At 56.8% G+C, this 25,694-nt stretch carries 25 protein-coding genes; 19 read left to right on the forward strand and 6 right to left on the reverse strand.

Going from position 1 to position 25,694, the window contains the following annotated elements:
- Window positions 1-446: 446 nt before the first annotated feature.
- On the reverse strand, window positions 447-695 hold the full coding sequence (locus IEV00_RS01255) for a DUF5703 family protein (RefSeq protein WP_188358525.1): 249 nt from the start codon (window positions 693-695) through the stop codon (window positions 447-449).
- 55 nt (window positions 696-750) lie between these two features.
- Here IEV00_RS01255 and IEV00_RS01260 point away from each other — a divergent pair, with 55 nt between their 5' ends.
- The 3 genes from IEV00_RS01260 (at window position 751) to mshC (ending at window position 3,401) form a co-directional block, all read left to right on the forward strand.
- On the forward strand, window positions 751-1,044 hold the full coding sequence (locus IEV00_RS01260; RefSeq protein WP_188358526.1) for a hypothetical protein: 294 nt from the start codon (window positions 751-753) through the stop codon (window positions 1,042-1,044).
- An 86-nt stretch (window positions 1,045-1,130) separates the two neighbouring features.
- The gene (locus IEV00_RS01265; protein ID WP_188358527.1) at window positions 1,131-1,967 is read left to right on the forward strand and encodes an undecaprenyl-diphosphate phosphatase; all 837 of its coding nucleotides are present in this window, start codon (window positions 1,131-1,133) and stop codon (window positions 1,965-1,967) included.
- A 117-nt stretch (window positions 1,968-2,084) separates the two neighbouring features.
- Window positions 2,085-3,401 carry a cysteine--1-D-myo-inosityl 2-amino-2-deoxy-alpha-D-glucopyranoside ligase gene (gene mshC / locus IEV00_RS01270; protein ID WP_188358528.1) on the forward strand — a complete coding sequence of 439 codons (1,317 nt, stop codon included), beginning with the start codon at window positions 2,085-2,087 and terminating at the stop codon, window positions 3,399-3,401.
- A gap of 90 nt (window positions 3,402-3,491) precedes the next feature.
- Here mshC and IEV00_RS01275 read toward each other — a convergent pair whose 3' ends face one another.
- Window positions 3,492-4,304 (reverse strand): PAC2 family protein, encoded by an 813-nt coding sequence (locus IEV00_RS01275; protein ID WP_188358529.1) that lies wholly within the window; start codon window positions 4,302-4,304, stop codon window positions 3,492-3,494.
- A 226-nt stretch (window positions 4,305-4,530) separates the two neighbouring features.
- On the opposite strand from IEV00_RS01275, the gene IEV00_RS01280 reads away from it, so the two are divergent.
- The 15 genes from IEV00_RS01280 to IEV00_RS01350 all read left to right on the forward strand — a co-directional run bounded on the left by IEV00_RS01280 (window position 4,531) and on the right by IEV00_RS01350 (window position 21,718).
- Window positions 4,531-5,628, forward strand: a complete 1,098-nt coding sequence (locus IEV00_RS01280) for a site-2 protease family protein (protein WP_188358530.1) — start codon at window positions 4,531-4,533, stop codon at window positions 5,626-5,628.
- Window positions 5,629-5,737: 109 nt separating this feature from the next.
- Window positions 5,738-6,763: a tRNA (adenine-N1)-methyltransferase gene (locus tag IEV00_RS01285; RefSeq protein ID WP_229723006.1), complete on the forward strand. Its 1,026-nt coding sequence runs from the start codon at window positions 5,738-5,740 to the stop codon at window positions 6,761-6,763.
- 60 nt (window positions 6,764-6,823) lie between these two features.
- A complete protein-coding gene (gene arc / locus IEV00_RS01290; RefSeq protein ID WP_188358531.1) occupies window positions 6,824-8,533 on the forward strand; it encodes a proteasome ATPase in 1,710 nt (569 codons plus the stop codon).
- A gap of 2 nt (window positions 8,534-8,535) precedes the next feature.
- Window positions 8,536-10,128, forward strand: coding sequence for a depupylase/deamidase Dop (gene dop, locus IEV00_RS01295; protein ID WP_188358532.1), 1,593 nt, complete (start codon window positions 8,536-8,538; stop codon window positions 10,126-10,128).
- Between the two features lie 18 nt (window positions 10,129-10,146).
- Complete coding sequence (locus tag IEV00_RS01300) at window positions 10,147-10,347, forward strand: ubiquitin-like protein Pup (RefSeq protein WP_188358533.1); 201 nt, start codon at window positions 10,147-10,149, stop codon at window positions 10,345-10,347.
- Between the two features lie 49 nt (window positions 10,348-10,396).
- Entirely contained in the window at window positions 10,397-11,830 is a 1,434-nt protein-coding gene (pafA, locus tag IEV00_RS01305; RefSeq protein ID WP_188358534.1) for a Pup--protein ligase, read from the forward strand.
- A gap of 100 nt (window positions 11,831-11,930) precedes the next feature.
- Window positions 11,931-12,950 (forward strand): FKBP-type peptidyl-prolyl cis-trans isomerase, encoded by a 1,020-nt coding sequence (locus tag IEV00_RS01310; protein WP_188358535.1) that lies wholly within the window; start codon window positions 11,931-11,933, stop codon window positions 12,948-12,950.
- 14 nt (window positions 12,951-12,964) lie between these two features.
- Entirely contained in the window at window positions 12,965-13,363 is a 399-nt protein-coding gene (locus IEV00_RS01315) for an FKBP-type peptidyl-prolyl cis-trans isomerase (protein ID WP_188358536.1), read from the forward strand.
- A gap of 47 nt (window positions 13,364-13,410) precedes the next feature.
- Window positions 13,411-15,321, forward strand: a complete 1,911-nt coding sequence (locus IEV00_RS01320) for a WYL domain-containing transcriptional regulator (protein WP_188358537.1) — start codon at window positions 13,411-13,413, stop codon at window positions 15,319-15,321.
- 18 nt (window positions 15,322-15,339) lie between these two features.
- The gene (locus tag IEV00_RS01325; RefSeq protein ID WP_188358538.1) at window positions 15,340-15,708 is read left to right on the forward strand and encodes a hypothetical protein; all 369 of its coding nucleotides are present in this window, start codon (window positions 15,340-15,342) and stop codon (window positions 15,706-15,708) included.
- On the forward strand, window positions 15,701-15,961 hold the full coding sequence (gene tatA / locus IEV00_RS01330) for a Sec-independent protein translocase subunit TatA (RefSeq protein WP_188358539.1): 261 nt from the start codon (window positions 15,701-15,703) through the stop codon (window positions 15,959-15,961). The genes IEV00_RS01325 and tatA overlap by 8 nt, the downstream gene beginning before the upstream one ends.
- 93 nt (window positions 15,962-16,054) lie before the next feature.
- Window positions 16,055-16,927 (forward strand): twin-arginine translocase subunit TatC, encoded by an 873-nt coding sequence (gene tatC / locus IEV00_RS01335; RefSeq protein ID WP_188358540.1) that lies wholly within the window; start codon window positions 16,055-16,057, stop codon window positions 16,925-16,927.
- 21 nt (window positions 16,928-16,948) lie between these two features.
- Window positions 16,949-19,777, forward strand: a complete 2,829-nt coding sequence (locus IEV00_RS01340; protein WP_188358541.1) for a DEAD/DEAH box helicase — start codon at window positions 16,949-16,951, stop codon at window positions 19,775-19,777.
- A 21-nt stretch (window positions 19,778-19,798) separates the two neighbouring features.
- Window positions 19,799-20,860, forward strand: coding sequence for an amidohydrolase family protein (locus IEV00_RS01345; RefSeq protein ID WP_188358542.1), 1,062 nt, complete (start codon window positions 19,799-19,801; stop codon window positions 20,858-20,860).
- 111 nt (window positions 20,861-20,971) lie between these two features.
- Window positions 20,972-21,718 carry a polyprenol monophosphomannose synthase gene (locus IEV00_RS01350; RefSeq protein WP_188358543.1) on the forward strand — a complete coding sequence of 249 codons (747 nt, stop codon included), beginning with the start codon at window positions 20,972-20,974 and terminating at the stop codon, window positions 21,716-21,718.
- A 57-nt stretch (window positions 21,719-21,775) separates the two neighbouring features.
- On the opposite strand, the gene IEV00_RS01355 is transcribed toward IEV00_RS01350, so the two are convergent.
- From IEV00_RS01355 to IEV00_RS01365, 3 genes are all read right to left on the reverse strand, one after another.
- Window positions 21,776-22,114 carry an RNA polymerase-binding protein RbpA gene (locus IEV00_RS01355; RefSeq protein ID WP_188358544.1) on the reverse strand — a complete coding sequence of 113 codons (339 nt, stop codon included), beginning with the start codon at window positions 22,112-22,114 and terminating at the stop codon, window positions 21,776-21,778.
- Window positions 22,115-22,225: 111 nt separating this feature from the next.
- Window positions 22,226-23,320 carry an SPFH domain-containing protein gene (locus IEV00_RS01360; protein WP_188358545.1) on the reverse strand — a complete coding sequence of 365 codons (1,095 nt, stop codon included), beginning with the start codon at window positions 23,318-23,320 and terminating at the stop codon, window positions 22,226-22,228.
- A gap of 35 nt (window positions 23,321-23,355) precedes the next feature.
- On the reverse strand, window positions 23,356-23,805 hold the full coding sequence (locus tag IEV00_RS01365) for an NfeD family protein (RefSeq protein ID WP_188358546.1): 450 nt from the start codon (window positions 23,803-23,805) through the stop codon (window positions 23,356-23,358).
- Between the two features lie 222 nt (window positions 23,806-24,027).
- On the opposite strand from IEV00_RS01365, the gene IEV00_RS01370 reads away from it, so the two are divergent.
- Window positions 24,028-24,423: a DUF3054 domain-containing protein gene (locus IEV00_RS01370; protein WP_188358547.1), complete on the forward strand. Its 396-nt coding sequence runs from the start codon at window positions 24,028-24,030 to the stop codon at window positions 24,421-24,423.
- 48 nt (window positions 24,424-24,471) lie between these two features.
- Here the strand turns inward: IEV00_RS01370 and trpD are convergent, their stop codons facing one another.
- Window positions 24,472-25,518, reverse strand: a complete 1,047-nt coding sequence (gene trpD / locus IEV00_RS01375; protein WP_188358548.1) for an anthranilate phosphoribosyltransferase — start codon at window positions 25,516-25,518, stop codon at window positions 24,472-24,474.
- Between the last annotated feature and the right edge of the window lie 176 nt (window positions 25,519-25,694).

Below are 25,694 nucleotides of genomic sequence, written 5' to 3' on the forward strand. Positions count from 1 at the left end.
AATTATCTTATCAAGAAGAGACTCTCTTGCACTACGCCTTGGAATCTCTTTTGGAGGAGGGGATTCAAGAAGTCCCGCATAGCGCAACCTCTAGCTAATTCCAGGCGAACGCTGGCGGCGGATACCCAGCTAGCAACTTTCCGAAAATGCGGGAAGCCAGCTCCGTTGACACAGTCAACAGACTCTATTCACCGGTATTCAGCTAGTCTAAGAGACACTTGATTATTCAAGGTTTCTTTGGCTCATTTTAGGTAAATGCAGGTTTTCAAGTCCCCCCTCCGCGCACAAAACAAATCCCCGGTTCTGAGGAGCCGGGGATTTTCTTTATCCCAGAAGACTCCCCGAGCCGCCAGGAATTGATCGAGACACAAGAAACGGGCTGGTGGTTCAGTCACTTGCTGGTGGCTCGGCGGGTTAGGCGTTGAGAAGCCGGCTCCTGCACGTTCCTAGACATCTGCGAAGCTCACCGTGCGGTGGACCCGCATAATGCGGCGGCGCAACCAGAAGCGGCGGCGTCCTCCATATAAAATCACAGACTTGGCGAGCTCCCACCGCCCGTACTCGGAATGCTCCCGCAGGCGAGCCCGAGCATCCTTGACACTCTCGCCGCGCTCCACCGTGATTTCCAGGTACTCAAATCGCTGATCCTGGCCAGCTACACGCAGGTTTTTAATGCCAGTCTCGCGCTCTCGCAAAATTTTTCCTCCAATGTATTTCCCCAGTGGGCCATTACCCGATAATGTCTAAGGTATGAGTAACGATCCTCGTGCCGCACTGGCAACCCTCACCAATGCTCTTGAAGAGCATCTTACCGCTATCGTCAACCGCCGCGGTGAGCATGACCCTGCCATTGACAACGCATACGTTGCTGTAGCCAACGCCTTTGAACGCTACGAAGAAGCTCTCTTCGACACCTACGAAGAAGTCACCCCGCTCGAGGTCTATATTGATGATGACGACGAGGACTTCGACGATTTCGACGAAGACTTCGAAGATGATGACGACGATATCGACTACGAAGATCTGGATGAGGACGAATCCTAGGAACGTCCCCACTTTTGCCTGTTAAAACCAACACAGCGAGCGAATGTGCCCGCTGTGTTTCACTTTAAGACGGTAAAGTTTCCAGAGTGGAATGGATACAAGCTATTATTTTGGGCCTGGTGCAGGGTCTTACAGAGTTTTTGCCGGTCTCTTCGTCGGGTCACATTCGAATTGTGAGCCAGTTCCTTCCGAACAGCGAAGACCCCGGCGCGGCATTTACCGCGATTACCCAGCTGGGTACCGAAACTGCGGTACTCGTATTTTTTTGGCGCGACATCGTTCGCATTATTAAAAACTGGTTCGGTTCGCTGACCGGTAGAGTCGATAAGAAAGACCCCGATGCCCGCATGGGGTGGTTCATCATTTTGGGCTCTCTGCCCATTGGTATCTTGGGTTTGCTGCTCGAAAACTATATCGATAGCACCTTCCGTTCGCTGTGGATTGTGGCAACCATGCTGATTGTTTTCGCAATCTTTATTGCGATTGCAGATAAGGTGGGCAAGGAACAGCGCGAGCTCAAAGATCTCAATATCAAGCACGGTATTATCTACGGCTTTGCGCAGGCTATGGCGCTGATTCCCGGTGTATCCCGTTCCGGCGGTACTATTATGGCCGGTCTGCTCATGGGCTACACCCGCGAGGCAGCAGCCCGTTACTCCTTCTTGCTGGCCATTCCGGCGGTTTTTGCCTCAGGCCTCTACAAGCTGGCCGATAGCCTCTCCGAAGGCTTTACCGGTTATTACGGTCTGGGCTCAACCGTGCTGGCAACCGCGGTGGCCTTTGTCTCGGGCTACATCATCATTGGCTGGTTCCTCAAGTACGTCTCGAACAACAGCTACAGCCTCTTTGTCTGGTACCGCATTGCCCTGGGTCTGCTGGTCTTTGTACTGCTGGGCTTCGGCGTTCTGTCACCCAACAGCTAAGTTCCAATAGCTGAGAGCTGAATAGTTAAAATGAGCGATACCCGTTCACCCCTTCTCTGGGTGAGCGGGTATTGTTTTCTACTGAAAAGAAAAACACATCAGAAGACTAGGATTTGCATGCACGCATGGAATGAGCCCGATTTACCGAGCCTGCCCGGTACCGCTCCGCTACCCACAGTTTTTGATACCGCCCAGAATAGGGCACTGCAGACCGAGGTGGAGGGTGAAGCTGCCAGCCTTTACGTCTGCGGAATCACCCCCTATGATGCCACCCATATGGGCCATGCTTCCACCTATGTAGCGTTTGATCTGCTCAACCGTGCCTGGCGGGATGCCGGTCTGAAGGTCACCTACGTTCAGAACGTGACCGACGTTGACGACCCGCTGCTGGAGCGGGCTAACCGCGACGGCGTGGACTGGCAGGAGCTTGCTGAGGATCAGACCCAGCTCTTCCGCACCGATATGGAGGCGCTGAAGGTTCTGCCGCCTGACCACTACGTGGGTGCCGTAGAGTCTATTCCCTGGGTGGTTGAGGCTGTCGAGAACCTGGTGGAGCGCGGCCTTGGCTACCCGGTGGAGGGTTATACCGACGAGCAGGGTCAGGTGCATCCCGACGGCGATATTTATTTTGACGTCGCCGCCGCCGAGAAACTGAACGAGCAAGACCCTGCCCACTGGTTCCTGGGCCAGGTCTCCCGCCTTTCGCGCGAAGAGATGCTCCCCATTTTTGCCGAGCGCGGTGGCGATCCCCAGCGGGCCGGTAAGCGCGATGCCCTGGACCCGCTGCTGTGGCGCCGGGCCCGTGACGGTGAGCCCCGTTGGAACGGTGGCAAGCTGGGGGAGGGCCGCCCGGGCTGGCATATTGAGTGCACGATGATTTCCCAGAAGCTGCTGCCCGCCCCTTTCACGGTGCAGGGCGGTGGTTCTGATTTGAAGTTCCCCCACCACGATATGGGTGCAGGTCACGCTTACGCTATCGCCGGTAAGCCCATGGCCCGCCACTACGCCCATACCGGCATGGTGGGCCTGGACGGCGAGAAGATGAGCAAGTCCCTGGGCAACCTGGTGCTGGTTTCTAACCTGCGGGCCCAGGGGGTTAACCCCGGCGTTATCCGCTTTGCCATTATGGATAACCACTACCGCAATGACTGGTTCTGGACTGATGAGCTGCTCACCAAGGCCCAGTCACGGTTTGAGATTCTGGCTCAGGCAACCGAGCAGGCGAGCGCAGATGCTGATGAGGCAGCAGAAGCTACCCTGGCCGCCGTGCGCGACCACCTGGCCGATGATTTGAATTCTCCCGCTGCCCTGGTGGCTCTTGACCAGTGGGCGCTTTCAACCTTGGAGCGGCTGAAGGCAGGGGAGAACGCCGGAGGTGGCGCGCTGATTCGCGATGCGGTTCTGGCTCGTTTGGGAGTGGACCTCACCGCCTAGGCGCCCGCGGGCTGGGCGAGATAAAAGCCGCCCCGGCGGCGTCCTCTTGATATATAAGGACGCCGCCGGGGCGGCTTTATCTGTGTCGGGCTAGCTGTCGCGGCGCTTGAGGAAGCGTTCAAACTCGGCGGCGATGTCGTCCCCGGAAATTTCCTGCTCCTGCTGCTGGCTGGCCTGGGCCTCTAACTGGGCCACATAGTCGGCCAGCTGGGGCTCTTCTTCCAAGAGTTCGGCGGCACCGCGTTCCCAGGCATGGGTTTCGTCTTCGAGGGGGCGCAGCGGAATGGAAATATCCAACATCGATTCCAGCGCCCGCAGCAAACCGTAGCTTGCCTTGGGGTGGGGCGGATGGCCGGCGTAGTGGGGCACCGACACCCAGAGGCTGAGATCGTCCATGCCGAAGGAGCGGGCAGAATGGGCAAGCACTCCCACAATTCCGGTGGGCCCGGTGTAGGTCTGGGGAGAAACCCCCGACTGGTTCAGAAGAGCCGGGGTGTAGGAAGAAATAGCGATGGGGAAGGGGCGGGTGTGGGGAACTTCAGCCAGCAGACCACCGAGTAGAATCAGGTGGTCTACCGCGTGCTGGCGGGCCAGGGCAAAAATCTGCTGGCAAAAGGTCTTCCAGCGGAAGTTAGGCTCGGGGCCGGTGAGAAGCAACAAACGAACCGAGCCAGAACGCAGGGAAATTTCGGTCAGTTTTAGCTCCGGCCAGGTAATCTCGCCAGAACCGTCGTCCTGGGAAATCAGCAGGGGGCGCTGCTGGGAAAAATCATAGAAAGGTTCGGTGTCGAAGAGCTGGTGGTCGACCGTCTCGAAGGCTCGCTCAAGGTAAGCAAGTGCCTCAGAAGCCGCGTTCCCGGCGTCGTTCCACCCCTCAAAAGCACAGACTAAAACGGTGCTCATTCCGGATTCTGTACCGAGGTTAAAGATATTTTGCGGAAAATTCTGTGCAGTGCTCACTGTGCAATGGTAGCGAAAATTTTGTGCGGTCTCGAAGTGAAGATGCCCGATATCTCGCTCAGGGACTAAAGGTTGTAGGGTTGTTACTACGTGTGAAGCAAAATCCGGTGAGAGGCAGACTGTGCAGAATCAATTAGGTGTTCGACTTTTGACGGTTCGCGGAGTGCCCGTGTACCTCAAAACCTCCTGGTTTATTCTGATGGGCCTGGTGATTGTGGGCTACGGCCTCTATCTGGGTAGAACTGGCTGGATGCTCTATAGCGAGGCCTTTACCATTTCGACCACCATTGCGGTTCTGATTGCCCTGGGCGTGCTGGTGCACGAGCTAGCCCACGCCATGACCGGCAGGGTAAGAAAACTCCGGGTTGAATATATTTCTATGACCCTCTGGGGTGGGGTAACCAAGCTGTCTCCAGGCTCGCCCTTTTCCTCTTTTCTGGTCTCGATTGCTGGCCCGATGGTCAATGCCCTCTACGCTCTTCTGCTCTACGGGGTGGGAAGCTGGATGGAGCCCTCACCGGTCAGAGCTGGCCTGCGAATCGCTGTCGAAGCTAACATTCTCATCTCGATTTTCAACATGATTCCCTCCTATCCGCTAGACGGCGGCCACACCCTCGAATCCCTGGTAACGATGGCCAGCAAGCGCCGTTCCACCGGCGCCAAGGTCACAGCCTGGACCGGCATGATTCTGATTCCCGTGCTTGTGCTTGCCGCCATTTTCACCGGCGCCTGGCGCACCAGCGCCGGTCTCTTTTTAGTGGTTCTGGTCTGCTTTTATCTTTTCAGCGCCTCCCAGCCCATGCTGAAAGCCCTGAAAAACCAGGAATCGGGGAGGGACCCCCTCTCTGCCCGCAATCTAGCCCGCCCCGCGCTGGTGGTCGATGAGGGCACACCTGTGGCTCAGGTGGTTTCGGCGCTGGACGGCGCTGCTCCGGTGATTCTCACCAGGGCGACTCAGCCGGTGGGCTGGGTACCCGCCGAAACAGCCGAACTTCTCCGAGAGGGCAACCTACCTGCAACCTCTCTCAAGCAGCTGGCCTCGCCCCTGGCTCCGCAGAAGATTAGCCAGGATACTCTGCGGATTGACATGATGGAATACTTCAACGGTTACCTCTATCAGCAGCTACCCAGCCAGCTTAAACAGGGCTACTATCCCATCGCCTGGCCGATAATCGACGCTCAGGGCCGCCCCACCGGCGTCATACTGCACCGCGATATGGCCCTGCGGCTCTCGGCAGAGCAGGCCGGTAGAATCCCGCAGGGATAGCTTGCTCTCAGCTGGTGAACCCCCGGCACAAAGTCAGCAAATATTTGCGATAATAGAGTGTCGGTCAATCCCTTCGACCCCTATAGATTTCAAGGAGAAGCTCTTTCCTATGGCAGAATACACTCCCACCGGTAGCATCAATCGCCGGGGCCCTTTCCAAGCAGGCGAGCGCGTGCAGCTAACCGATGAGCGTGGCAAGATAACCACCATCACCCTGGTAGACGGTGGCGAATACCATTCACATAGGGGCTTCTTTAAGCATGCCGAACTCATTGGTTCCCCCGAGGGTACCGTGATCGAGAATTCCGAGGGGCTGAAGATTCAGGCGTTACGCCCGCTCTACCGCGACTTTGTGCTCTCGATGCCGCGCGGTGCTGCGGTGGTCTATCCCAAGGACGCCGGTCAGATTGTGACCATGGCGGATATCTTCCCCGGTGCCCGTGTGGTGGAGGCCGGCGTTGGTTCCGGCGCGCTGTCGATTGCTCTGCTTCGTGCTATCGGGGATTTCGGCCACCTGCGTTCCTTTGAACGCCGCGAAGAATTTGCTGAAATTGCCCGCGGAAACGTAGAGACCATGTTCGGTGGCCCGCACCCTGCCTGGGACATTACCCTGGGTGACCTAGCCGAGACTCTGGGTGAGGTTGAAGAACCCGGCTCGGTTGACCGCGTGGTGCTGGATATGCTGGCCCCCTGGGAATGCCTGGACGCCGTGGCAACCGCACTGGCTCCCGGCGGTGTGGTGATCTGCTACGTGGCCACCGTAACCCAGCTTTCCCGGGTGGCGGAGGCCCTGCGCGCCGACGGTCGCTTTACCGAACCGGAATCCCACGAGACCATGGTGCGTGGCTGGCACGTGGAGGGTCTGGCAGTTCGCCCCGACCACCGTATGGTTGCCCACACCGGTTTCCTGATTACCGCCCGCCGCCTGGCAGACGGTGCCGTGCGCCTGGCACCCAAGCGCCGCGCGTCCAAGAGTGATTTCAGCGAAGAAGACCTCAACGCCTGGACTCCGGCGACCCTGGGCGAACGCAACGTCTCAGACCGCAAGCTCCGCCGAGCCGCCCGCGACGCTCGGTCTTTGGCGGAGAAATCGGCGCAGTCCACCGAGGCAGCGCAGCAGGAATCCGCTGAATAAACAGCCGAAAACAGGTATCCCGTTGACTATGAACGGGGTAGAACCTTTAGAGGGATACTCATGAGCGAACCTAACCAGCCCAGCGTGAAGCCGCAGGATTACGAACGAATTCTGCGCCAGCTCAACGTGGCCAACGACAACCGCAGAAATCTTGACCGCCAGTTGCGGGCAGCAGGTGATAAAAACCAGAAGCTGGTGCTGGCCCTGCAGAAGGCTAAGTCAGAGATCGAGCACCTGCGGGTTGCGCTGAGCCAGGAGGTTGCTCCGCCCCTGAACTCTGCGGTGATTCTGGATGTTTCCACCGGCGAAATGACCTATGATGACCTGGCGCAGGGTAAGGCCCCTGCCGAAATCGAGTCTTACCTGGACGTTCTGCTCTCGGGCCGCCGGGTGCGGATTACCTGTTCCCCGCTGCTGGACATCACCACGCTGAAGCCGGGCATGACCGTGCTGCTCAATGACCAAACCCAGGCGGTAATCTCGCTGGGCTTTGAGTCCTACGGCGAGATTGTGACGGTGCGCGAGGTGCTGGACGATGCCCACGTGGTGGTTGATCTGGCTAACCAGGCTAAGTCGGTGGTTCGGGTATCCGGTGCCCTGGCAGGGGAGAACCTCTCTATCGGCGACACCGTTACCTTCGATTCAAAAACCGGCATGATCTGCGGCCGGGTTCCGCACACCGATGCCCAGGAGCTGGTGCTTGAAGAGGTACCCGATATTAGCTATGCCAATATTGGTGGCCTGTCTTCGCAGATTGATCAGATTCGGGATGCTGTGGAGCTGCCCTTCCTGCACCCCGAAATTTTCCGCGAGTACAACCTCACCCCGCCCAAGGGTATTTTGCTCTACGGCCCTCCCGGTAACGGTAAGACCCTGATTGCTAAGGCTGTGGCTAACTCCCTGGCGGCCCGGGTTGAGGCGCTGCACCCCGGCTCTAAGAAGACCGGCTACTTCCTCAACATCAAGGGCCCTGAGCTGCTGGATAAATACGTGGGCGAAACCGAGCGCCAGATTCGCGATATCTTTACCGCCGCCCGCGAGAAGGCCGAAGACGGCAACCCGGTGGTGGTCTTCTTTGACGAGATGGAATCGCTCTTCCGCACCCGGGGAACGGGCAGGAGCTCCGATATTGAGACCACCATTGTGCCCCAGCTTCTCTCCGAGATTGACGGCGTGGAATCCCTCGATAACGTGATTGTTATTGGCGCCACCAACCGCGAGGACATGATTGATCCGGCTGTTTTGCGCCCCGGCCGCCTGGACATCAAGATTCGTATCAACCGGCCCGATTTGGCCGGTGCCCGTGAAATTTTCGCCCTCTACCTCAACGACTCCCTGCCGGTGGCCCAGAGCGAGATTGACCGGGCGGGCTCAGCGCAGGCGGCCCTTGAAGCGATGATTGAGGTGGGCCTTGCCAACCTCTTTGCCGATACCGTTGCCAACCTCTATCTCAGGGTGAACCTGGCAGACGGTTCCAGCATCAACCTCAGCCGCGGTGATTTTCTCTCCGGCGCGGTGATTCGCAATATCGTAGATAACGCCAAGAAGTTTGCCATTAAGGCCCAGCTTGAGGGCCGGGGTAGGGGACTGGACTCGGCCCATCTCGTTGAGGCTATCCGGGTTGAATTTGAAGACCAGGTAGAGACCCCTCAGATTTCTGAAATTGAGGATGTTCTGGCAACCCTGGATATCCGCCAGCGCATCGAGTCGGTGACTCCCGCCAAAGCCGGTTCCCACTTCCTCCCCGAACCCAGCTTTCCTAAGGAATAGAAATGACCGTAGAACGAGTGATGGGAGCAGAGACCGAATACGGGATTTTGGCGCCGGAACAGACCGGGGCTAATCCCACCGTTCTCTCTGCCCAGGTAGTCAACACCTACGACACCCTCTTCCACCGCGCCCTCCGGGCCCGGTCAAGCTCGCAGTGGGAATACTCATCGGAGTCGCCCCTGGCCGATTCCCGCGGTGGGGAAATGAGCGAGGAGCAGGCCCATCCTTCCCAGCTGACCCACCGGGCACCCGTGCTTACCAGCGAAGAAATTGCAGCCGAAGCCCTCAAAGAATCGGGGCTCTACGCTGAGCGGCTGGACTGGGATTCAGTCACCATGAACTCGATTCTGCCCAACGGCGCCCGCTTCTACGTTGACCACGCCCACCCCGAGTACTCCTCGCCGGAAGTCACCAACCCGCTGGACGCCGTCCTGTGGGACGCCGCCGGCGACCACATCGCCGCCCAGACCGTAGCCACGATTGAGGTCAATGCCACGGAATCCGGTTTGCCGAAGGTTAACCTCTATAAGAACAACACCGACTCCAAGGGGCAGTCCTACGGGGCCCACGAGAACTACCTGCTCAAACGGTCTACCAATTTTGACGACGTGGTGGCGGGGTTGCTGCCCTTCTTCGCCACCCGCGGAATCATGATTGGCGCGGGCAGGGTGGGTATCGGAACCAAGGGGGAGAAGCCCGGTTTTCAGATCACCCAGCGGGCAGATTTCTTTGAGCGGCTGGTGGGCTTGGAAACAACAATCCGCCGCCCCCTGGTCAACACCCGCGATGAGCCCCACGCCGATATCAACCGCTATCGGCGCCTGCACGTCATTACCGGCGACGCCAACCTTTCGCACTACTCCAACCTGCTAAAGTTCGGCACTATGTCACTGGTTCTCAACCTGATCGAGGCCGGGCAGGCACCGCAGATTAAGCTGGCTGACCCCGTGGCGGCCATGCACACGGTCAGCCACAACCTCACGCTAGCCGCCCAGCTGCCGCTGGCCGGCGGGGGCACCATTACCGCCCTGGAAATTCAGGGTGAGTTTCTGGACGCCGCCCGCGAGCTGGAAGGGGACTGCGACGCCGCCACCCAGCAGATTTTGGACCTGTGGGAGCAGACTCTGCACCTGCTAGAAACCGACCTCTTTGCCCTGGCAGACCGTCTGGACTGGGTGGCGAAGTATCAGCTGCTCAGCCAGTATGTTTCTCAGGGCCTGGGCTGGGATAATCCCAAGCTGGCGGCTATCGACCTTCAGTATTCGGATATCCGCCCCCACAAGGGACTCTACTTCAAGCTGGTGCAGGTGGGGCGAATGAAAACCCTCTTCGATGAAGCAACCATTGAAGAAGCTGCCCACAACCCGCCAGAGAACACCCGGGCCTACCTGCGCGGTAAGGTGATCAGCACCTGGCCAGAGGAAATCGTGAGCGTTAACTGGGATACGATAGTGGCACGCGACCCGCTGGGCACCGACCTTTATCGGCTGAATATGCCCAGCCCTTCGCTCTTTACCAAGTCCTCGGTGGAGCACCTTCTCAAAGGTGAACACGCCGGAGATTTGATTAGCTGGCTCAACGGTCAAAATATATAGAAATTTTAAGGAGTAACAATGGAACGCAAGCAAGTACAGTCCCAGCAGTCCAGCTCGGCCGAGCAGGAAGTCGCTCAGGTTGAAATTCAGCATCAGGCCCGCGAGGTCAACCAGGCGCAGGTGGCAGAAACCGACGACCTGCTGGCTGAAATTGACGGTCTGCTCGAAGAAAACGCCGAAGAATTCGTGAAGGGCTTTGTTCAAAAGGGCGGCCAGTAGTCTCTCTTAGACTCCGGCGAATCAGCAGTATCTAGCGAGGTAGAAGCTCATGGAACGTAGAATCTTTGGCATTGAAACCGAATACGGTATCTCCTATGTGCCAGACCAACTGGGCCCCCTTGGCCCCGAAGAGGCAGCCCGTATTCTCTTCAAACCCGTGGTTGAATCATGGCGGTCAACCAATGTCTTTCTACCCAATGGCTCTCGCCTCTACCTCGATGTTGGCTCCCACCCAGAATATGCCACCGCCGAATCGGCAAACCTGCGCGACCTCATTGCCCAGGATAAAGCGGGGGAGATGCTTTTTGCTGACCTGCTCAACCAGGCCCAGGACACCCTGGAGGAGCTGGGCCAGCAGGGGCGCATGTATCTCTTTAAGAACAACGTTGACTCCGCAGGTAACTCTTTCGGTTCCCACGAGAACTTTATGATTGAACGCAAGGTGGAGTTCGCCAAGCTGGTTCGGTCGCTGATACCCTTTTTGATTACCCGCCAGATTATGGTGGGCGCGGGCAAAACCCACCCCACCGGACCCGAACAGTGGGGGTCAACACCGGTGGGTGTAGCCGGAGAGCCCAGCTTCTCTTTCTCGCAGCGGGCAGACTATATCTGGGAGGGCGCTTCAACCGCCACCACCCGGTCTCGCCCCCTCATCAATACCCGCGATGAGCCCCACGCTGATGCCCAGCTCTATCGCCGCATGCACGTGATCAACGGCGATTCCAACATGTCGCAGACCACCACTCTGCTCAAGATTGGTGCCACCGATATTGTGCTGCGGATGCTCGAAGACCATTTCCCCCTGGCTAATTTCGAGGTTAAAGACACCGCCACAGCCCTGCGGGTGGTCTCCCATGACCTCACCGGTACTGCCCGCTTTGAGCTGGCAGACGGCTCCTTCAAATCTGCCCTTGAAATGCAGCGGCACTACCTTTCCTCGGCCCACAAGTATATTGAGCAGCACGGCACCCACCGCGAGGATGTTCCCTACATTCTCGATCTCTGGAAACGGGCCCTTCAGGCGGTTGAAACCGGGGACTATTCGGCAATTGATACCGAAATCGACTGGGCCATTAAGAAAAAACTTCTGGATGCCTATATCGCCCGCGGAGCCAGTGGCTATGACGACCCGCGTATCCAGCAACTGGATTTGAGCTACCACGACATTGACCCAGACCGGGGAGTTTTCAATGTGCTCGCCAAGGCCGGGCGGGCACGGTCTGTGGTGAGTGCCGAGGCGATTGAGCAGGCCACCATGGTTCCGCCCAATACCCGGGCAAAGATTCGCGGTCGCTTTATTGCTGCCGCACGGGCAGCGGGGGAGCAGTTCACCGTGGACTGGGTACATCTGCGGCTCAATAACAAGCCCCAGTTCAACCTGCAGTGTAAGGACCCTTTCGAGTCCCACAGCGATGAGGTTCAAATGCTGCTCAATGCCATGCGGCAGACTACCGCTGAACCCTGGTCACCGCCCTTTATCTAGCGGTTTACTACGGTAAAAATTCACACGGGGAACCCAGAAAGTACCTGTAGTATCTCAACCGAGTTTTAACTTTCATTACAAGCTAAAGAAAGAGTTTCTCTTGTCTAAGAAAATCACCTTTGCCGTGTGCGGCGCCAGCCTGGCCCTCTTGCTTTCTGCCTGCGGCGGTTCTAACTCCTCTCTCGAAGATGTTCAGTACGATATGAATGGTGCAACCGCCGAGCCCTCTGTCTCGTTCGAGACCCCCTTTGCAGCCGGTGAGACCGCCACCCACGTGATTGAGGAGGGCAACGGCGAAGAAATCCAGGATGGCGATGAGCTGATTATCAACGCCTCGATCTTCAGCGGTGAAGACGGTAGCTCGCAGGGAACCACCTACCCGTCGTCCCCCATGGTCATTCCCGTCTCCGAAGACCTGAAAAATAACGCTCCTGAGCTCTACGACGTGCTCAGCGGTGCTAAGGTAGGCACCTCCTTCGCCTACACCTCCAACGAAATTCCCTCAATGGACGGCTCTGAACCCTCTGAGGCTCCCAAAGACACTCCCACCAACGTTGAGGTCTACACCATCGCTGAGAAGCTTCCCAAGGAGGCCAGCGGTGAAGAAACATCCAAGAAAGACATCAACTCTGCCCTGGACAGCTTCACCCTCAAGGACGACGGTTCTGCCGAACTGAAGCTGGCAGATAAGCGCGGCGACGCCCCCAAGAAGCTGGTCTCTGAAAACCTCATTAAGGGCGATGGTAAGAAGGTCGGCGAGAACGACACCGTTTACGTTCGCTACCAGGGCGTGGACTGGGAGAAGGGCGAGGCCTTCGACGGTAACTTTGGCAATGACAAGGCCACCGCAGCCCTCTCGCTCAACCAGGTGATTGACGGCTGGAAGCAAGGTCTGGCCGGTAAGACCGTTGGTTCCCGCGTGCTCCTGCTGATTCCCTCTGACCAGGCCTACGGGGACGACGCTCCCGAGGGCCAGCCTTCAGGTGCGCTGGTGTTCGTGGTTGATATTCTGGGAGCAACCGAGGGCCAGGCACCCGGAGAGGCCCCCAGCGGCTCAGCCCAGCCTTCAGAATCGGCTGCTCCCCAGCAGTCGGCCCAGCCCTCTGAGTCAGCTAAGTAGCAAAGGAGTACACCATGTCATTTGGTCAGCGTAAACTTGACCGCACCAAGCCCGAGATCGATTTTCCCGAGAACGGTGCCCCCGAAGAACTCGTGATTATCGACGAGATTGAGGGCGCTGGCGCAGTGGCCGAAGCCGGCGACGTCATTTCCTGCCACTACGTGGGCGTAGCGGTATCCACCGGCGAAGAGTTCGACGCCTCCTGGAACCGCGGAGAACCCCTGACCTTCCGCGTGGGTACCGGCCAGGTTATCCAGGGCTGGGACCAGGGTCTGCTGGGGATGAGGGTCGGTGGACGCCGCCGCCTTGAGATTCCCTCCCACCTCGCCTATGGCGAGCGCGGAGCGGGCGGGGCAATTGGCCCCAACGAAGCTCTGATCTTCGTGGTTGACCTGGTGGATGTTCGCAAGTAAGAGCCTCAATAACCCCCGGCAGTACTGCCGGGGGTTATTTTGTATGTATGAGTAATCGCACCGTCGAACGCTACCTGACCATTTTTGATCTGCTGACCCAGGTACCCGGTGGGCTCACCCGGCAGCAGCTACGCTCGATGGTGCCCGAATACTCCGATGCCGTTTCTGAGGCTGCTTTTGTACGGATGTTCGAGCGGGACAAGGCGACCCTGCGCGAAGTGGGCTTGCTAGAAGAGGAGACCGAGACTCGACCCGGATTCAGCCCCCGCTACCGGGCGCGCACCGCTGAGGCCCAGCACCTGCCCGATTCGGCCGGATCTTTGAGAGGATCCACCACCCTGGCCGTAATTGCCCAGTCCTGGCAGGAGGGTGAAATCAGCCGCTTTCTACAGCGAGCAGTACACAAGCTGGGCTGGGCAACCGGTAAATCTACCGATAGTGGGCAACTGACGGGCAATTTATTAGAGGTACCCCATCTTCTACCTCTGGCGGAGGCAGCGGCTGAACAGCGTGCCGTCACTTTTCGCTACCTGGACGAGCGACACGGTACCTTCTCCGAGAGAAAGCTCCGGGTATTTGGTCTGGGTAGCCGTTTTGGCCGCTGGTACGCCCTAGGCGCCGAAAACGAAGATTCTTCAGCAACGGTCAAAAAATTCCGGCTAGACCGGATGAGCCATGTGGAGACCGCCGAACATTTTTTGGACTTTCCAGAAGACTTCTCCGCCGAGGAGGCGCTGGCAACGGTTGCCCAGGTTCCACCGGCTACCCTCTCTTTCTATCAACCTCAGTTCTCTGAGGTGGTCACTCAAGACTCTTTTTCAGCAGAGGAGAGCGTGGCAGACGCTGTAGAGAAGGGCTTGATTCCGCTTTCGGCTTCTGCTGAAGAGAACCCCTATCAGTCCCGCGTTCGACTTTTGTTCCTTGCAAAACTCACCAGCCTGCTAGAAAGCCATGAATCGGCGGCGGAAGAGATTGACCACCTTGTCTTTCAGCCGCTGTCTAAACAGCGGCAGAGAATGACTTCTGAAGACAAGACCCTGCAGCTGCTCTCCATCGCCCACTTTGCCATGGGGCAACAGGGAATCAAGATTAAAGATTTAGCCCAGCACTTTTCGATGGGCCCCACTGCTATGCGTTCCAAGCTCGATCTTTTGCTGGTAAGCCTGGGTGAAGAAAACTTTGGTTACTATGAGGAAAACAACCGGATTTTTAGCCACGCCAGCCTCTCGCTTCAGGGTGCCGTGCAACTGACCGATAGCGAGATTTTTCTTCTCCTACTCACCCTGAGAGTCCTGCGAGCTTCTACCACCTATACCCGGGTACTGGACGAAGCAGAACTGCTGCTGACCACGCTCTCTGCCCGCACCAGGCAGATCAGAGCCCGCTGTGCTGTGGTTGAGGATTCGCCCCAGCTAGAGAAGCTCAAGGATGCTATTGAGGACGGCGACGCTTTAGACATCACCTACACCTCCCACCGGTCCACCAGCAATCGACGGATTCTGCCCCTTGAAATCTTTACCGACCTCAACACCACCTACCTCCGGGCCTTCTGCTTTCTACAGCAGGATTTGAGGGTTTTTCGGGTGGACTCTCTCACCATCGAGTCGGTGGCGGATGTTCAAAAGCCGGCTTTTGAACTTGAAACCGGGGAGTCTGAGCCGCACACCACCAACCCCCGCGACTGGATAGCGCAATCGGCGCGGGGAAGCGCCGTCATCGCCGTCCACACTACGGAAACCAACAGCCAAGGGATCCGCCTGCTGGAGTCCTACTCCTTGGAGAAAGCCCGAGCCGGTTCCCGCACCTACTTTAGGCTGCCGCTAACCCACGAGCGGTGGCTGACCCAGCAAACCCTTCGACACGCCGGAACCTGGGAACTCATTAAACCGGCGCACCTTCGAGACTCAATCGCCGAGAGTGCCCGCGACCTGCTAGAGAAAGCACAAGCCGAAAGTTAGGGCTCTATACTGGATAGCATGCCGTGGTGGTTTTGGATTATTTTGTGGAGCCTGCTGGTGCTGGGTGCGCTGGTCTGGCTGGTGTGGCATGCCTACCGGGTGATCATCAAAGGCTCCCGGGCCTACCGTGAACTACTATCCCTCAATGATAATTTTTCCCACATTTGGGAGCAGGCGCAGAAGCTAGAAGCCCAAAAACGCAGGGCTGAGCGCGAACCCGGGATTTTTGTTCCGGTGACTGAAGCGTATGCTGAGTATGAACAGGGTAAAGAAAGACGCCAACGCGATAGAATATCGCGTAGAATTCAAAAGCGAGACTCACTTGGACAGCCCCAACGACTTGGGGATCTAAGAAATAACGCACGGAAAGGCGCCACTCATGGGTAAGTTGTTCGACAATCCGGTTATGTTGATTGTTCTGCTGATTATTATTCTTCTGCTCTTCGGCGCACCGAAGCTGCCCGGCATGGCGCGTAGCCTCGGCCAGTCGATGCGCATCTTCAAGTCTGAAGTTGACGGCATGAAAGAAGACAACAAGAAAAAGGCTGCAAAGAACAGCACCGATATCGTTAGCGGTGAGGTTGTAGAGAACAACGGTTCACACGCAGCTACCCCCACCGATAACCCCGAAACTAAATAGTTTTAGATCTTGCTGAAGCAAGCCCGCATTCGAAAAACTCTTTCGAATGCGGGCTTTGTAAGACTTTCGGTCAATCAGGTTCAAAGGTAGAAAATGGCTAACCCCAACAGCCGCAAGAACAATCCGCAGGCCAATATGGCCCTGAAGGAGCACTTGCGCGAGTTCAAAAACCGAGTGATTAAGTCTGCCGTAGCAACCGTTCTGGGCGCTATCGGTGGCTTCTTTCTTTACATGCCCTTCATTGAGGCTATTAAAGAGCCCCTGGACGAGGTCAACGCCCGCCAGGGTCGCGAGGCTATCTTGAACTACGCCAATGTGCAGTCGTCCTTCAGCATCATGGTGACTGTCTCGCTCTACATCGGTCTGGTGCTTGCTGCCCCGGTTTGGCTCTACCAGCTGTGGGCTTTCATTACCCCGGCGCTGTACAAGAAAGAGAAGCGCTACGCGCTCGGTTTCATTTTCTCAGCCATTCCGATGTTCATTATCGGCCTGATTACCGCCTGGATCTGCCTGCCCGCGGCTGTCTACGCCCTGACAGCCTTCAACCCCGAGGGAACCTCCAACATCATCTCCGCCGATGTCTACATTCCCTTCGTGGTGAAGTTCATGGTCTCTTTCGCCCTCTCCTTCGTGATTCCGGTGATTCTGGTGGGGCTGAACTTTATGGGTATTCTGCGCGGGCGCACCATTCTCAAGGCCTGGCGCTGGGTGGTCGTCTTTGTGGCTACCGTAGCGGCGATGACCGCCCCCGGTACCGATGTGATGACCATGTTCTACCTGGCAGCCCCCCTGCTCTTTTTCTTCTTCCTGGCGATCTTCATCTGCATCATGCACGATAAGCGCAAAGATAAGAAACTGGCCAAGCTGGCAGCGGGAATGGACTCAGACCAGCTCAACCGCGCCACTTCCCCCGAAGAGCTCGACCAGCTGGGCAGGGTCGAAGAAAACGATTCCGCTAAATACTGAGGGCTCCCGTAGGATGGGAGTATGCCTAGTTACGCTGAACAGTACCAAGCTGCTAAACGCCGAGCCGCTCACGCAAATACAGCCCTTGGCGCCTTTGAAAAAACCCTCTCTTTTGATATGGACCCTTTCCAGGTTCAAGCCTGTGAGTCGGTAGAAGCGGGCCGGGCTGTCTTGGTTGCAGCGCCTACCGGGGCGGGTAAAACTCTGGTGGGGGAGTTCGCTATCTATCTTGCGCTGCGCCAGGGTAAGAAGGCTTTTTATACCACCCCAATCAAGGCGCTGAGCAACCAGAAGTACCACGATCTGGTGGAAATCTACGGCGAGAATTACGTGGGCCTGCTGACCGGTGATACCTCCATTAATTCTGAGGCACCGGTGGTGGTGATGACCACCGAGGTTCTGCGCAACATGCTCTACGCCGATTCCTCGACCCTGACCAATCTGGGCTATGTCGTGATGGATGAGGTGCACTACCTGGCTGACCGCTCCCGCGGAGCTGTGTGGGAAGAGGTCATCATCCACCTGCCCGAGCACATTTCGGTGGTCTCCCTTTCGGCAACGATTTCTAACGCTGAGGAGTTTGGTGCCTGGTTAGATACAGTGCGGGGAGCTACCGATGTGGTGGTCTCTGAGCACCGCCCCGTGCCCCTGTGGCAGCACGTGCTGGTGGGTAACCGGCTGGTGGATCTCTTTATGGATGAGACCACCGTTGAAGAGACAGCTGATTTGCTGGATTCCTCTACCGACGAGGTGCCCGAGGTCAACCCCGAACTGATGCGCCTGCGCGACGCGCGGCGTCGTCCTCGTGCACCCCGCGATAACTTCAGGCGCGCGGGAAGGGGCAAAGGACGACGCGAGTCGGCTTATGCGCGCAAGCAGGACTCCCAGAGCTCCTCACTCAAGCCCTTCCGAGCTTCGCGACCGGCGATGATTCGGGCTCTAGACCGCGATGCGTTGTTGCCCGCTATCTGCTTCATTTTTTCCCGCTCGGGCTGCGATGCTGCGGTGGCCCAGTGCGTTGACGCTGACGTGCGGCTGACCACCGATGCAGAAGCACAGACTATCCGCGCCTACGTGGCAGAAGCCACCTCTGGTTTAGATACCAAGGATCTTTCGGTTCTGGGCTTCTATCAGTGGCGCGAGGGTCTGATTCGCGGAGTAGCTGCCCACCACGCCGGTCTGCTGCCGGTCTTCAAAGAGATTGTTGAAGCCCTCTTCTCTGAAGGTCTGGTCAAGATGGTTTTTGCCACCGAAACCCTGGCGCTGGGCATCAACATGCCGGCGCGGTCGGTGGTCTTGGAGAAGCTAACCAAGTTCAACGGTGAAACCCACGTTGATATTACTCCGGGGGAGTACACGCAGCTGACCGGCCGTGCTGGCCGCCGCGGTATCGATATTGAGGGCCATGCGGTGGTGGTGTGGAAGCCGGGGCTGGAGCCCCAGCAGATTGCGGGCCTGGCGTCTAAGCGCACCTACCCGCTGAATTCCTCCTTCCGACCCACCTACAACATGAGTGCTAACCTGGTGGCCCAGTTCGGTGCCGAGCGCACCAAGAAGATTCTCGAGTCGTCTTTTGCCCAGTTCCAGGCCGATAAATCTGTGGTGGGCATTGCCCAGCGCGTACGGAAAAACGAGCGGGCGCTAGAGGGCTATGCCGAGTCAATGCAGTGCCACCTGGGCGATTTCTCCGAATACGCTGCCCTACGCAGGGAGCTTAGCCAGCTCGAGAAAAAATCTGAAAAGGGTCGTAAGAAGTTTGAGCTCTCTCAGGCGGTCGCTTCAATTCACCAGCTTCTTCCCGGCGACGTCATTGAAATTCCCCACGGCCGCAATCGCGGTTATGCCGTGGTAATTGGACGTTCGGAGAACAATGCCGACCCGCGTCCACCGATTCTCACCGACCAGGCCCAGCTCCGCCGGCTGGACGCGCGGGACTTGGACGGCGCCGTCCAGCCCATTTCGAAGATTAAGGTGCCGAAAAAGTTCCAGGCCAAGACGCCCAAGGAACGTCGGGATATGGCATCGCGAATGCGGCAGGCGATTCATGACGGTCGTCCAGCCCGCGACGGTAGCCAGCAGGCCTGGTTTGACCGCAAAGAATCAAAGACCGAACGTGAGATCGCTGAGCTGAGAAAGAAGCTCAAAAGCCACCCTTGCCACGGTTGCTCAGACCGGGAGAACCATGCCCGCTGGGCAGAACGCTGGTGGAAGCTGGAGAAAGATACCGAGGGGCTGCGGCGGCAGATGGATCGCCGTACCAACACGATTGCCCAGGTTTTCCAGCGAATCTGCGATCTGCTGGCTAGCTACGGCTACGTGGAAACGGGGGAGTCGGGCACCCTTGAGCTGACCGCCCGCGGCCAGAGCCTCCGCCGGGTCTACGGTGAGAAAGACCTGCTGCTGTCGCTATGCCTGGAGGACCGTTTTCTTGACGGTCTTGACCCGGCTTCCACCGCCGCGGTGATTTCAGCCCTGGTTTTTGAGGCAAAACGCGATGAAATTGGGATGCTGCGCAAGTACCCGCAGCGCTCGATGGAGCCTGCCATGATGACCCTCATTAAGCACTGGAGTAAGCTCACCGATGCCGAGGTAGCGCATAAACTTCCTGAAACTCCCGCCCCGGATTTCGGCATGGTCTGGCCCACCTATAAATGGGCACGAGGAAAGTCTCTGGCAGTAGCCATTGAAGATACCGATTTGGCTGCCGGCGACTTTGTGCGCTGGATCAAGCAGGTGATTGACGCGCTCGATCAGATTTCCCACGTTGCCCATCATGACGCCGCTTTGCGCACCCAGTGCGAAGCCGCCATAGAATTGTTGAGGCGCGGCGTGGTAGCAAGCCAGATTTAGACCAAGGTGAAGAGGTAAACCATGACTCAAGCACACATGTTTTTCAACGGTTCGGTATTCAGCCCCGTAGATTCTTTTGCATCGGCAATGGTTTTTAAGGGGGATCAGGTGGAATGGGTTGGCCCCGATGTCTCTGCCGAATCTATTCGAGACGACTCGATGACAACCACCGACCTTCACGACCAGCTGGTGGCCCCGGGTTTCGTGGCGGCCGGTCTTCCGATTGAGGATTCCGCGTCTGCCAAAGACCTAGCGGCCCGCCTGATTTCCCTCGGCTATACCGCAGCCACCCTCTACGTGGAGCCTGAGGTAGCGGATGAAGTAGACTCGGTCTTCCGGGCCGCGGGCTTGAAAACCTTTATCTACCTGATCGCAGACTCAGCCGATTTTTCCACCGAAAGCCGGGCCCACGGCGTCCTGATAGATCCTCTGAACGAGGACGCCGCCGCTCAAGTTCAGGCCGCCACCGCGGCTAAGCTGAAGGTGGCTTTTCTGGGGGCTAGCCCCGATCGGATCGACCGGGCTTTTGAGATGATCAGCGGTTATGAGGGCCTGACCAAGCTCCGGGCAAGTTTCCGTATCGACGGTCTGGTTGAGGTCACTGATGAGCAGATTGCCCGTGCCCTGAAACTTTCGGTTTCTCTTGGGTTTGTCTCCCAGACTCGGGAGTCTAACGATTCGGTGCGCCGTTCGATTTCAGCAGGAGTTGCCACCGTTATCGGTGCCGACGCCGGAGCAAGTACAGCCGCTCTGGGCTGGGACTTGATTCGCTCCTTTGTGATTCGGCAGACCCCCGAAGACCAAATTTCTGCTCGTGGAGCCTTTAACGCCACCACCCGAGGGGCCTACCGGGCACTGGGGGAGGCCAACCCCGCTAGCGGCCAGCTAGCTCCCGGAGCACCCGCAGATTTTGCTATCTGGCAGGCGGCAGAACTGATTGTTCAGTCGGGCTCGGCAAGCCAGGTGATGTTTAGCGAAGATCCCCGCGGCCGCACCTCGGTGCTGCCGGCCCTCGATACAGATGATCAATCTGAACTCATGTCCCTGACCGTTGACGGTCAGACTGTTTACAGCAAATCATGACCAAATTCTCTGCCCCGAAAGTTCTGAAATGGCTTGGGGGTCAGAGAATAAATATATACTTGAATTCTGTTTTGTTCGTATTCTAAGAATCAGAAACCACAGGAGAAATCAATGCGCGTGCTCACGGTTATTCCAACCTATAACGAAAAAGAGAATTTGCCCGTTGTAGTTGGCCGCCTGCGCGCTGCGGTACCCGACTGCGACATCCTGGTGGTCGATGACAGCAGCCCCGACGGAACCGGCGAAATCGCCGACCGTATGGCAGCTGAGGATTCCCACATCCACGTGCTGCACCGCACGGTCAAAGACGGCCTGGGTGGCGCCTATCTGGCAGGCTTCGACTGGGGCCTTGAAGCGGGCTACGACGTTCTGGTGGAAATGGATGCCGACTGCTCCCACCAGCCCGAGCAGCTTCCGCTGCTGATTAAGGCGATTGAGGACGGCGCTGATTTGGCGATTGGTTCCCGCTACATTCCCGGTGGTAAAACCAGGAACTGGCCCGTGCACCGCCAGGTTCTCTCCCGTGGCGCCAACCTCTTTACCCGTATGGTGCTCGGCACTAAGATTCACGATATCACCGCGGGCTATCGCGCCTATCGCCGCGAGGCCCTGCAGCGCCTCAACCTTGAGGGTATTGACTCTAAGGGTTACGTCTTCCAGGTTGACCTGGCCTGGCGCTCAGAGCAGGCGGGCCTGAAAATCACAGAGGTTCCCATTACCTTCGTTGAACGAGAAATTGGAGACTCAAAGATGGACGGCAGCATCATCTTCGATTCCATGACCAAGGTGACCCGCTGGGGTCTAGTCTCCCGCGCGGGTAAGGCCCAGCAGCTGGTTCGAAAGTTCAGCAAGAAGTAATTGCTTAAACACGAAAGAGGGAGCAACCTCATGGTGCTCCCTCTTTTTAGGTTCTACTTAGAGTGAGTGACGCTCACGGTAGTAGTCAATCCGCTTTTGAAGGGTCTCTTCGAGTTCCTCGATGCTACGGCGCTCAAGAAGCATATCCCAGTGGGTACGAGCGGGCTTTTCATTGGATTTCTCCTGCTCACCCTTGCCGTTGACCAGATATGCCTCTTTACCAGACTTGGCGGTCCAGGTCTGAGGAATCTCAGCTTCCTGGGCAAAGGTCACGAATACACGTTCACCGTCTTCGGTGCGGTACTCAACCCGCTGGCGAGGAGCCGGTTCAACACCCGCTTCGGTTTCCATAGACTGCGAACCAAGGCGCATGCCGCGAAGGCTGCGATCGCTCATTATTTATCCTCCAATAATTTGGCAAAACCTGTATAAGAAAACATCTCGGGTTGAGCGTTTATTCCAAAATCTCGAAAAGAATCAAAACCCCATTATAAAACACGGCTGATTTTACTCTGCCCTGTCAGACCGTGGTGTCTCTGACTCAAGGGGCACCTCAATACCGGTATCCAGCTTATCCAGGTTGGGGTTGAGGTCTTCTTCGGTGACCTTGATGATTCCGGTATCGAGAATGGCATCTTCTGCTGAGTTTGCTTCTGGGGTGGCGGGGGAGTCGCTATCATCGGGCTGGGGTTTCAGCGATGCCGGGTCAAAGGCATTGCCCAGACCTCGCAGGGCATCACCGAGTTCGGTGGGAATAAACCAGAGCTTGTTAGCATCACCCTCAGCTAGTTTGGGCAGTGTCTGCAGGTACTGGTAGGTCAGCAACTTATTAGAGGGGTTTGCTTTGTGGATTGCACTAAAGACCTTGTGCACGGCCTGAGCTTCACCGTCTGCCCGCAAAATAGCTGCCTTAGCGTCACCTTCAGCGGTAAGAATCTGTGACTGCTTTTCACCTTCAGCTCGCAGAATAGCGGCACGGGAGTCGCCCTCAGCCGTCAAGATCTGAGACTGCTTTTCACCTTCTGCGGTGAGGATCGCCGCACGGCGATCCCGCTCAGCGCGCATCTGCTTTTCCATGGAATCCTGGATGGAGATGGGAGGCTGGATTTCCTTGATGTCCACACGGGAGACTCGAATGCCCCAGCGGCCGGTGGTGCTATCGAGGACTCCGCGCAGCTCAGCGTTAATCTGGTCGCGCGAGGTCAGGGTTTCTTCGAGGTTGAGTCCGCCGACGACGTTGCGCAGGGTAGCCGAGGTCAGCTCATCAACCGCCTGAATGTAGTTGGTAATCTCGTAGGTTGCTGCCTTGGGGTCGGTCACCTGAAAGTAGACCACGGTGTCGATTCCAACCACCAGGTTATCCTCGGTAATCACCGATTGAGCGGGAAAGGAGACCACCTGTTCACGCAGGTCAATCAGCGGCAGAACCCGGTCAATAAAGGGAACGGTAACGTGGAAACCGGGGTTCAAGGTGGTGTGGTATTTTCCCAGGCGTTCAACGATACCTGCCCGAGCCTGCGGGATAATGCGAACTGACTTCAGTAGCACGATAATCACGAAGATAATCAGTGCTAGTAAAACAATGGGCAGTGCCAGAGACATGCTCATTCCTTTCAACTTAAGGTTGAGGTTTGTGTTTATTCGGGCTGGATATAGGCTGTTGCGCCGTCAATGCGCATTGCGGTGCCAAAAGTACCTTGAGGCAGAGGTTGAAACTCGGCCTCGGTCCGCGCCGTCCAGGTGTCGCCAGCTAGTCGAATCAGACCCTGGCGGGTAGTCACATCTTGGAGAATCTCAACGCGCTGGCCCAGTAAAGCCTCTGTATTCGTAGATATGTTCGGAGAATTGCGGTTAAGGCGTCTAACCAGCTTGGGTCGCAAGGTAAGCAGAAGAATCAGGCTGATCGCCGCAAAAAGAACAATTTGAAGCGGTAAGCCGTTGATAAAGAAGGTTCCGATGGAGGTAAGCAGTGAAGCCACCGAGAGCATGAGGCAGAAAAAATCAAGGGAGAGCATCTCAATCACGGCAAAGATGAGGGCTGCAAGCACCCACAGTGCCCAGAGATTCTCGCTAAACCAGGTAATCATGGGAGTCCTTTCATCGCTGGTGGGATGAAGTGGTAATGATTATCAGTTTACAGGCGGGATAGAGCGTAATTACTGACCAACTCAGGGATTACTAGTAAGCCGATAATCTACATTATGTAAAGTAGTTCTTAAAAGAACTCCCCTCCGCGCCCTTAAGTTGGCCCTCGCTCCTGCTGATACTCTGTGAAGACAGAGATTGCATTTATCCCTCGAAAGGTTCCCATGTCAGCTTCAAGCGCGTCGCAGGCTTCTCCAAGACCAGCACTTCATCCGGTACTAGCTTTTGTTCTCGACCTTCTACTGGTGCTTCTCTTCGTTGCAATCGGCAGAAAGTCCCACCAGGAAGATCTCGCTGGAACCTTGACCACCGCTTTGCCCTTCCTTCTTGCCCTAGTGCTTGGTTGGCTACTACCCCGGGTGCGAAGGAATCCAATCAGCCTCAAATCTTCTGGGCTCATCGTCTGGTTAATGACGGCGCTGGGTGGTCAGGTGCTTCGGGTCATTTTCGGCGGCACTACTGAGCTCAGTTTTATTGTGGTGACCCTGCTGGTCACCGGCCTCTTCCTCCTCGGCTGGAGGGCGCTAGCTCGATTACTGCTTGCCAGGAAAAATAGGTAGAAAATATCCCTCAGGTAAAGTTTCAGTCTTAACCTGAGGGATATTTTTTTACTTGTCCTGAGTGAAGCTCTTCCACTTTTCAAGAACCCGGGCGGCGGAACCTGAGTCTATGGATTCTTCAGCCTGCTTGATAGCTGCGGTAAAACGCTGCAGGAAGGGCGTATCCGTCTTGTCCTTAAAGGCCACAATTGCTGCCGCTGCGTTGAGCACCACCGCATTCCGAATAAACCCTTGCTTGCCATTGAGGGTATCCAGGACCACCTGAGCATTATGGGTCGCATCTCCCCCACGCAAATCATCGAGACTTCCCAAAGGTAGTCCAAAGTCCTTGGGAGAAATCTGATGCTCCTCGTATGTTTTGTTGTAGGTCTCCCAGACGGTGGAAGTTCCGGTAATAGTGATTTCATCGAGACCGTCGCTTCCTCTGAAAATCAGAGCATGGTCGCCTCGAGAAGCAAAGACCTGGGCAATCTTTTCGGCCATGGCGCCGTCTGCGACTCCAATAGCCGAAGCCCGCACCTGGGCAGGGTTGGTCATGGGGCCCAAAAAATTAAAGGCGGTAGGCACGCCCAGCGACTTTCGCACCGGAGCCACGTGTTTCATAGAGGGGTGGAATACCTGAGAGAAGAGGAAAGTGATACCTGCCCGGTCAACACTTTCGGCAACCTTGACGATTGGCATTGAAAGGTTTACCCCCAGAGCTTCAAGCACATCAGCTGAACCTGAAGATGAACTTGAAGAACGATTGCCATGCTTGATAACGGGCACCCCGGCGCCAGCTATCACCAAAGATGCCATGGTTGAAATATTGACGGTGTTCTGCATATCGCCACCGGTACCCACGATATCGACCGCATCTCGGGTCACGTTGATATCTTCAGCCTTCTCCAGCATTCCCTGGGCAAGGGCATTGAGTTCTTCTGGAGTTTCACCCTTAACATGAAGTGCAACAAGGAAAGCTCCAATAATGGCCTCAGAGGTCTCACCAGACATAATCTGATCCATGGCCCAGGAAATCTGGTGGGGCTCTAGATCTTTTCTAGCCACTAGGTCGTTGAGCAGCTCTTTCCAGGTGGAGGTAGTCGAAGTAGTCATGCTCCGATTCTATTAGCCCCTGCACCTCTCCCCTGCTCCGTTTTGAAGTTTGGGAAAAATGACCTCTATATTTCAGGGCTTCGATGGATGAGCAGCGCGGGTTACGCGATTTTTACAGACACCGTGTCGTTAGAGCAGATTTTTAATCCCTGCTATGTAGGGGTAATTGAGGTAAT

It is taken from the genome of Rothia aerolata, assembly GCF_014635585.1.
Classification (GTDB): Bacteria; Actinomycetota; Actinomycetes; order Actinomycetales; family Micrococcaceae; genus Rothia; species Rothia aerolata.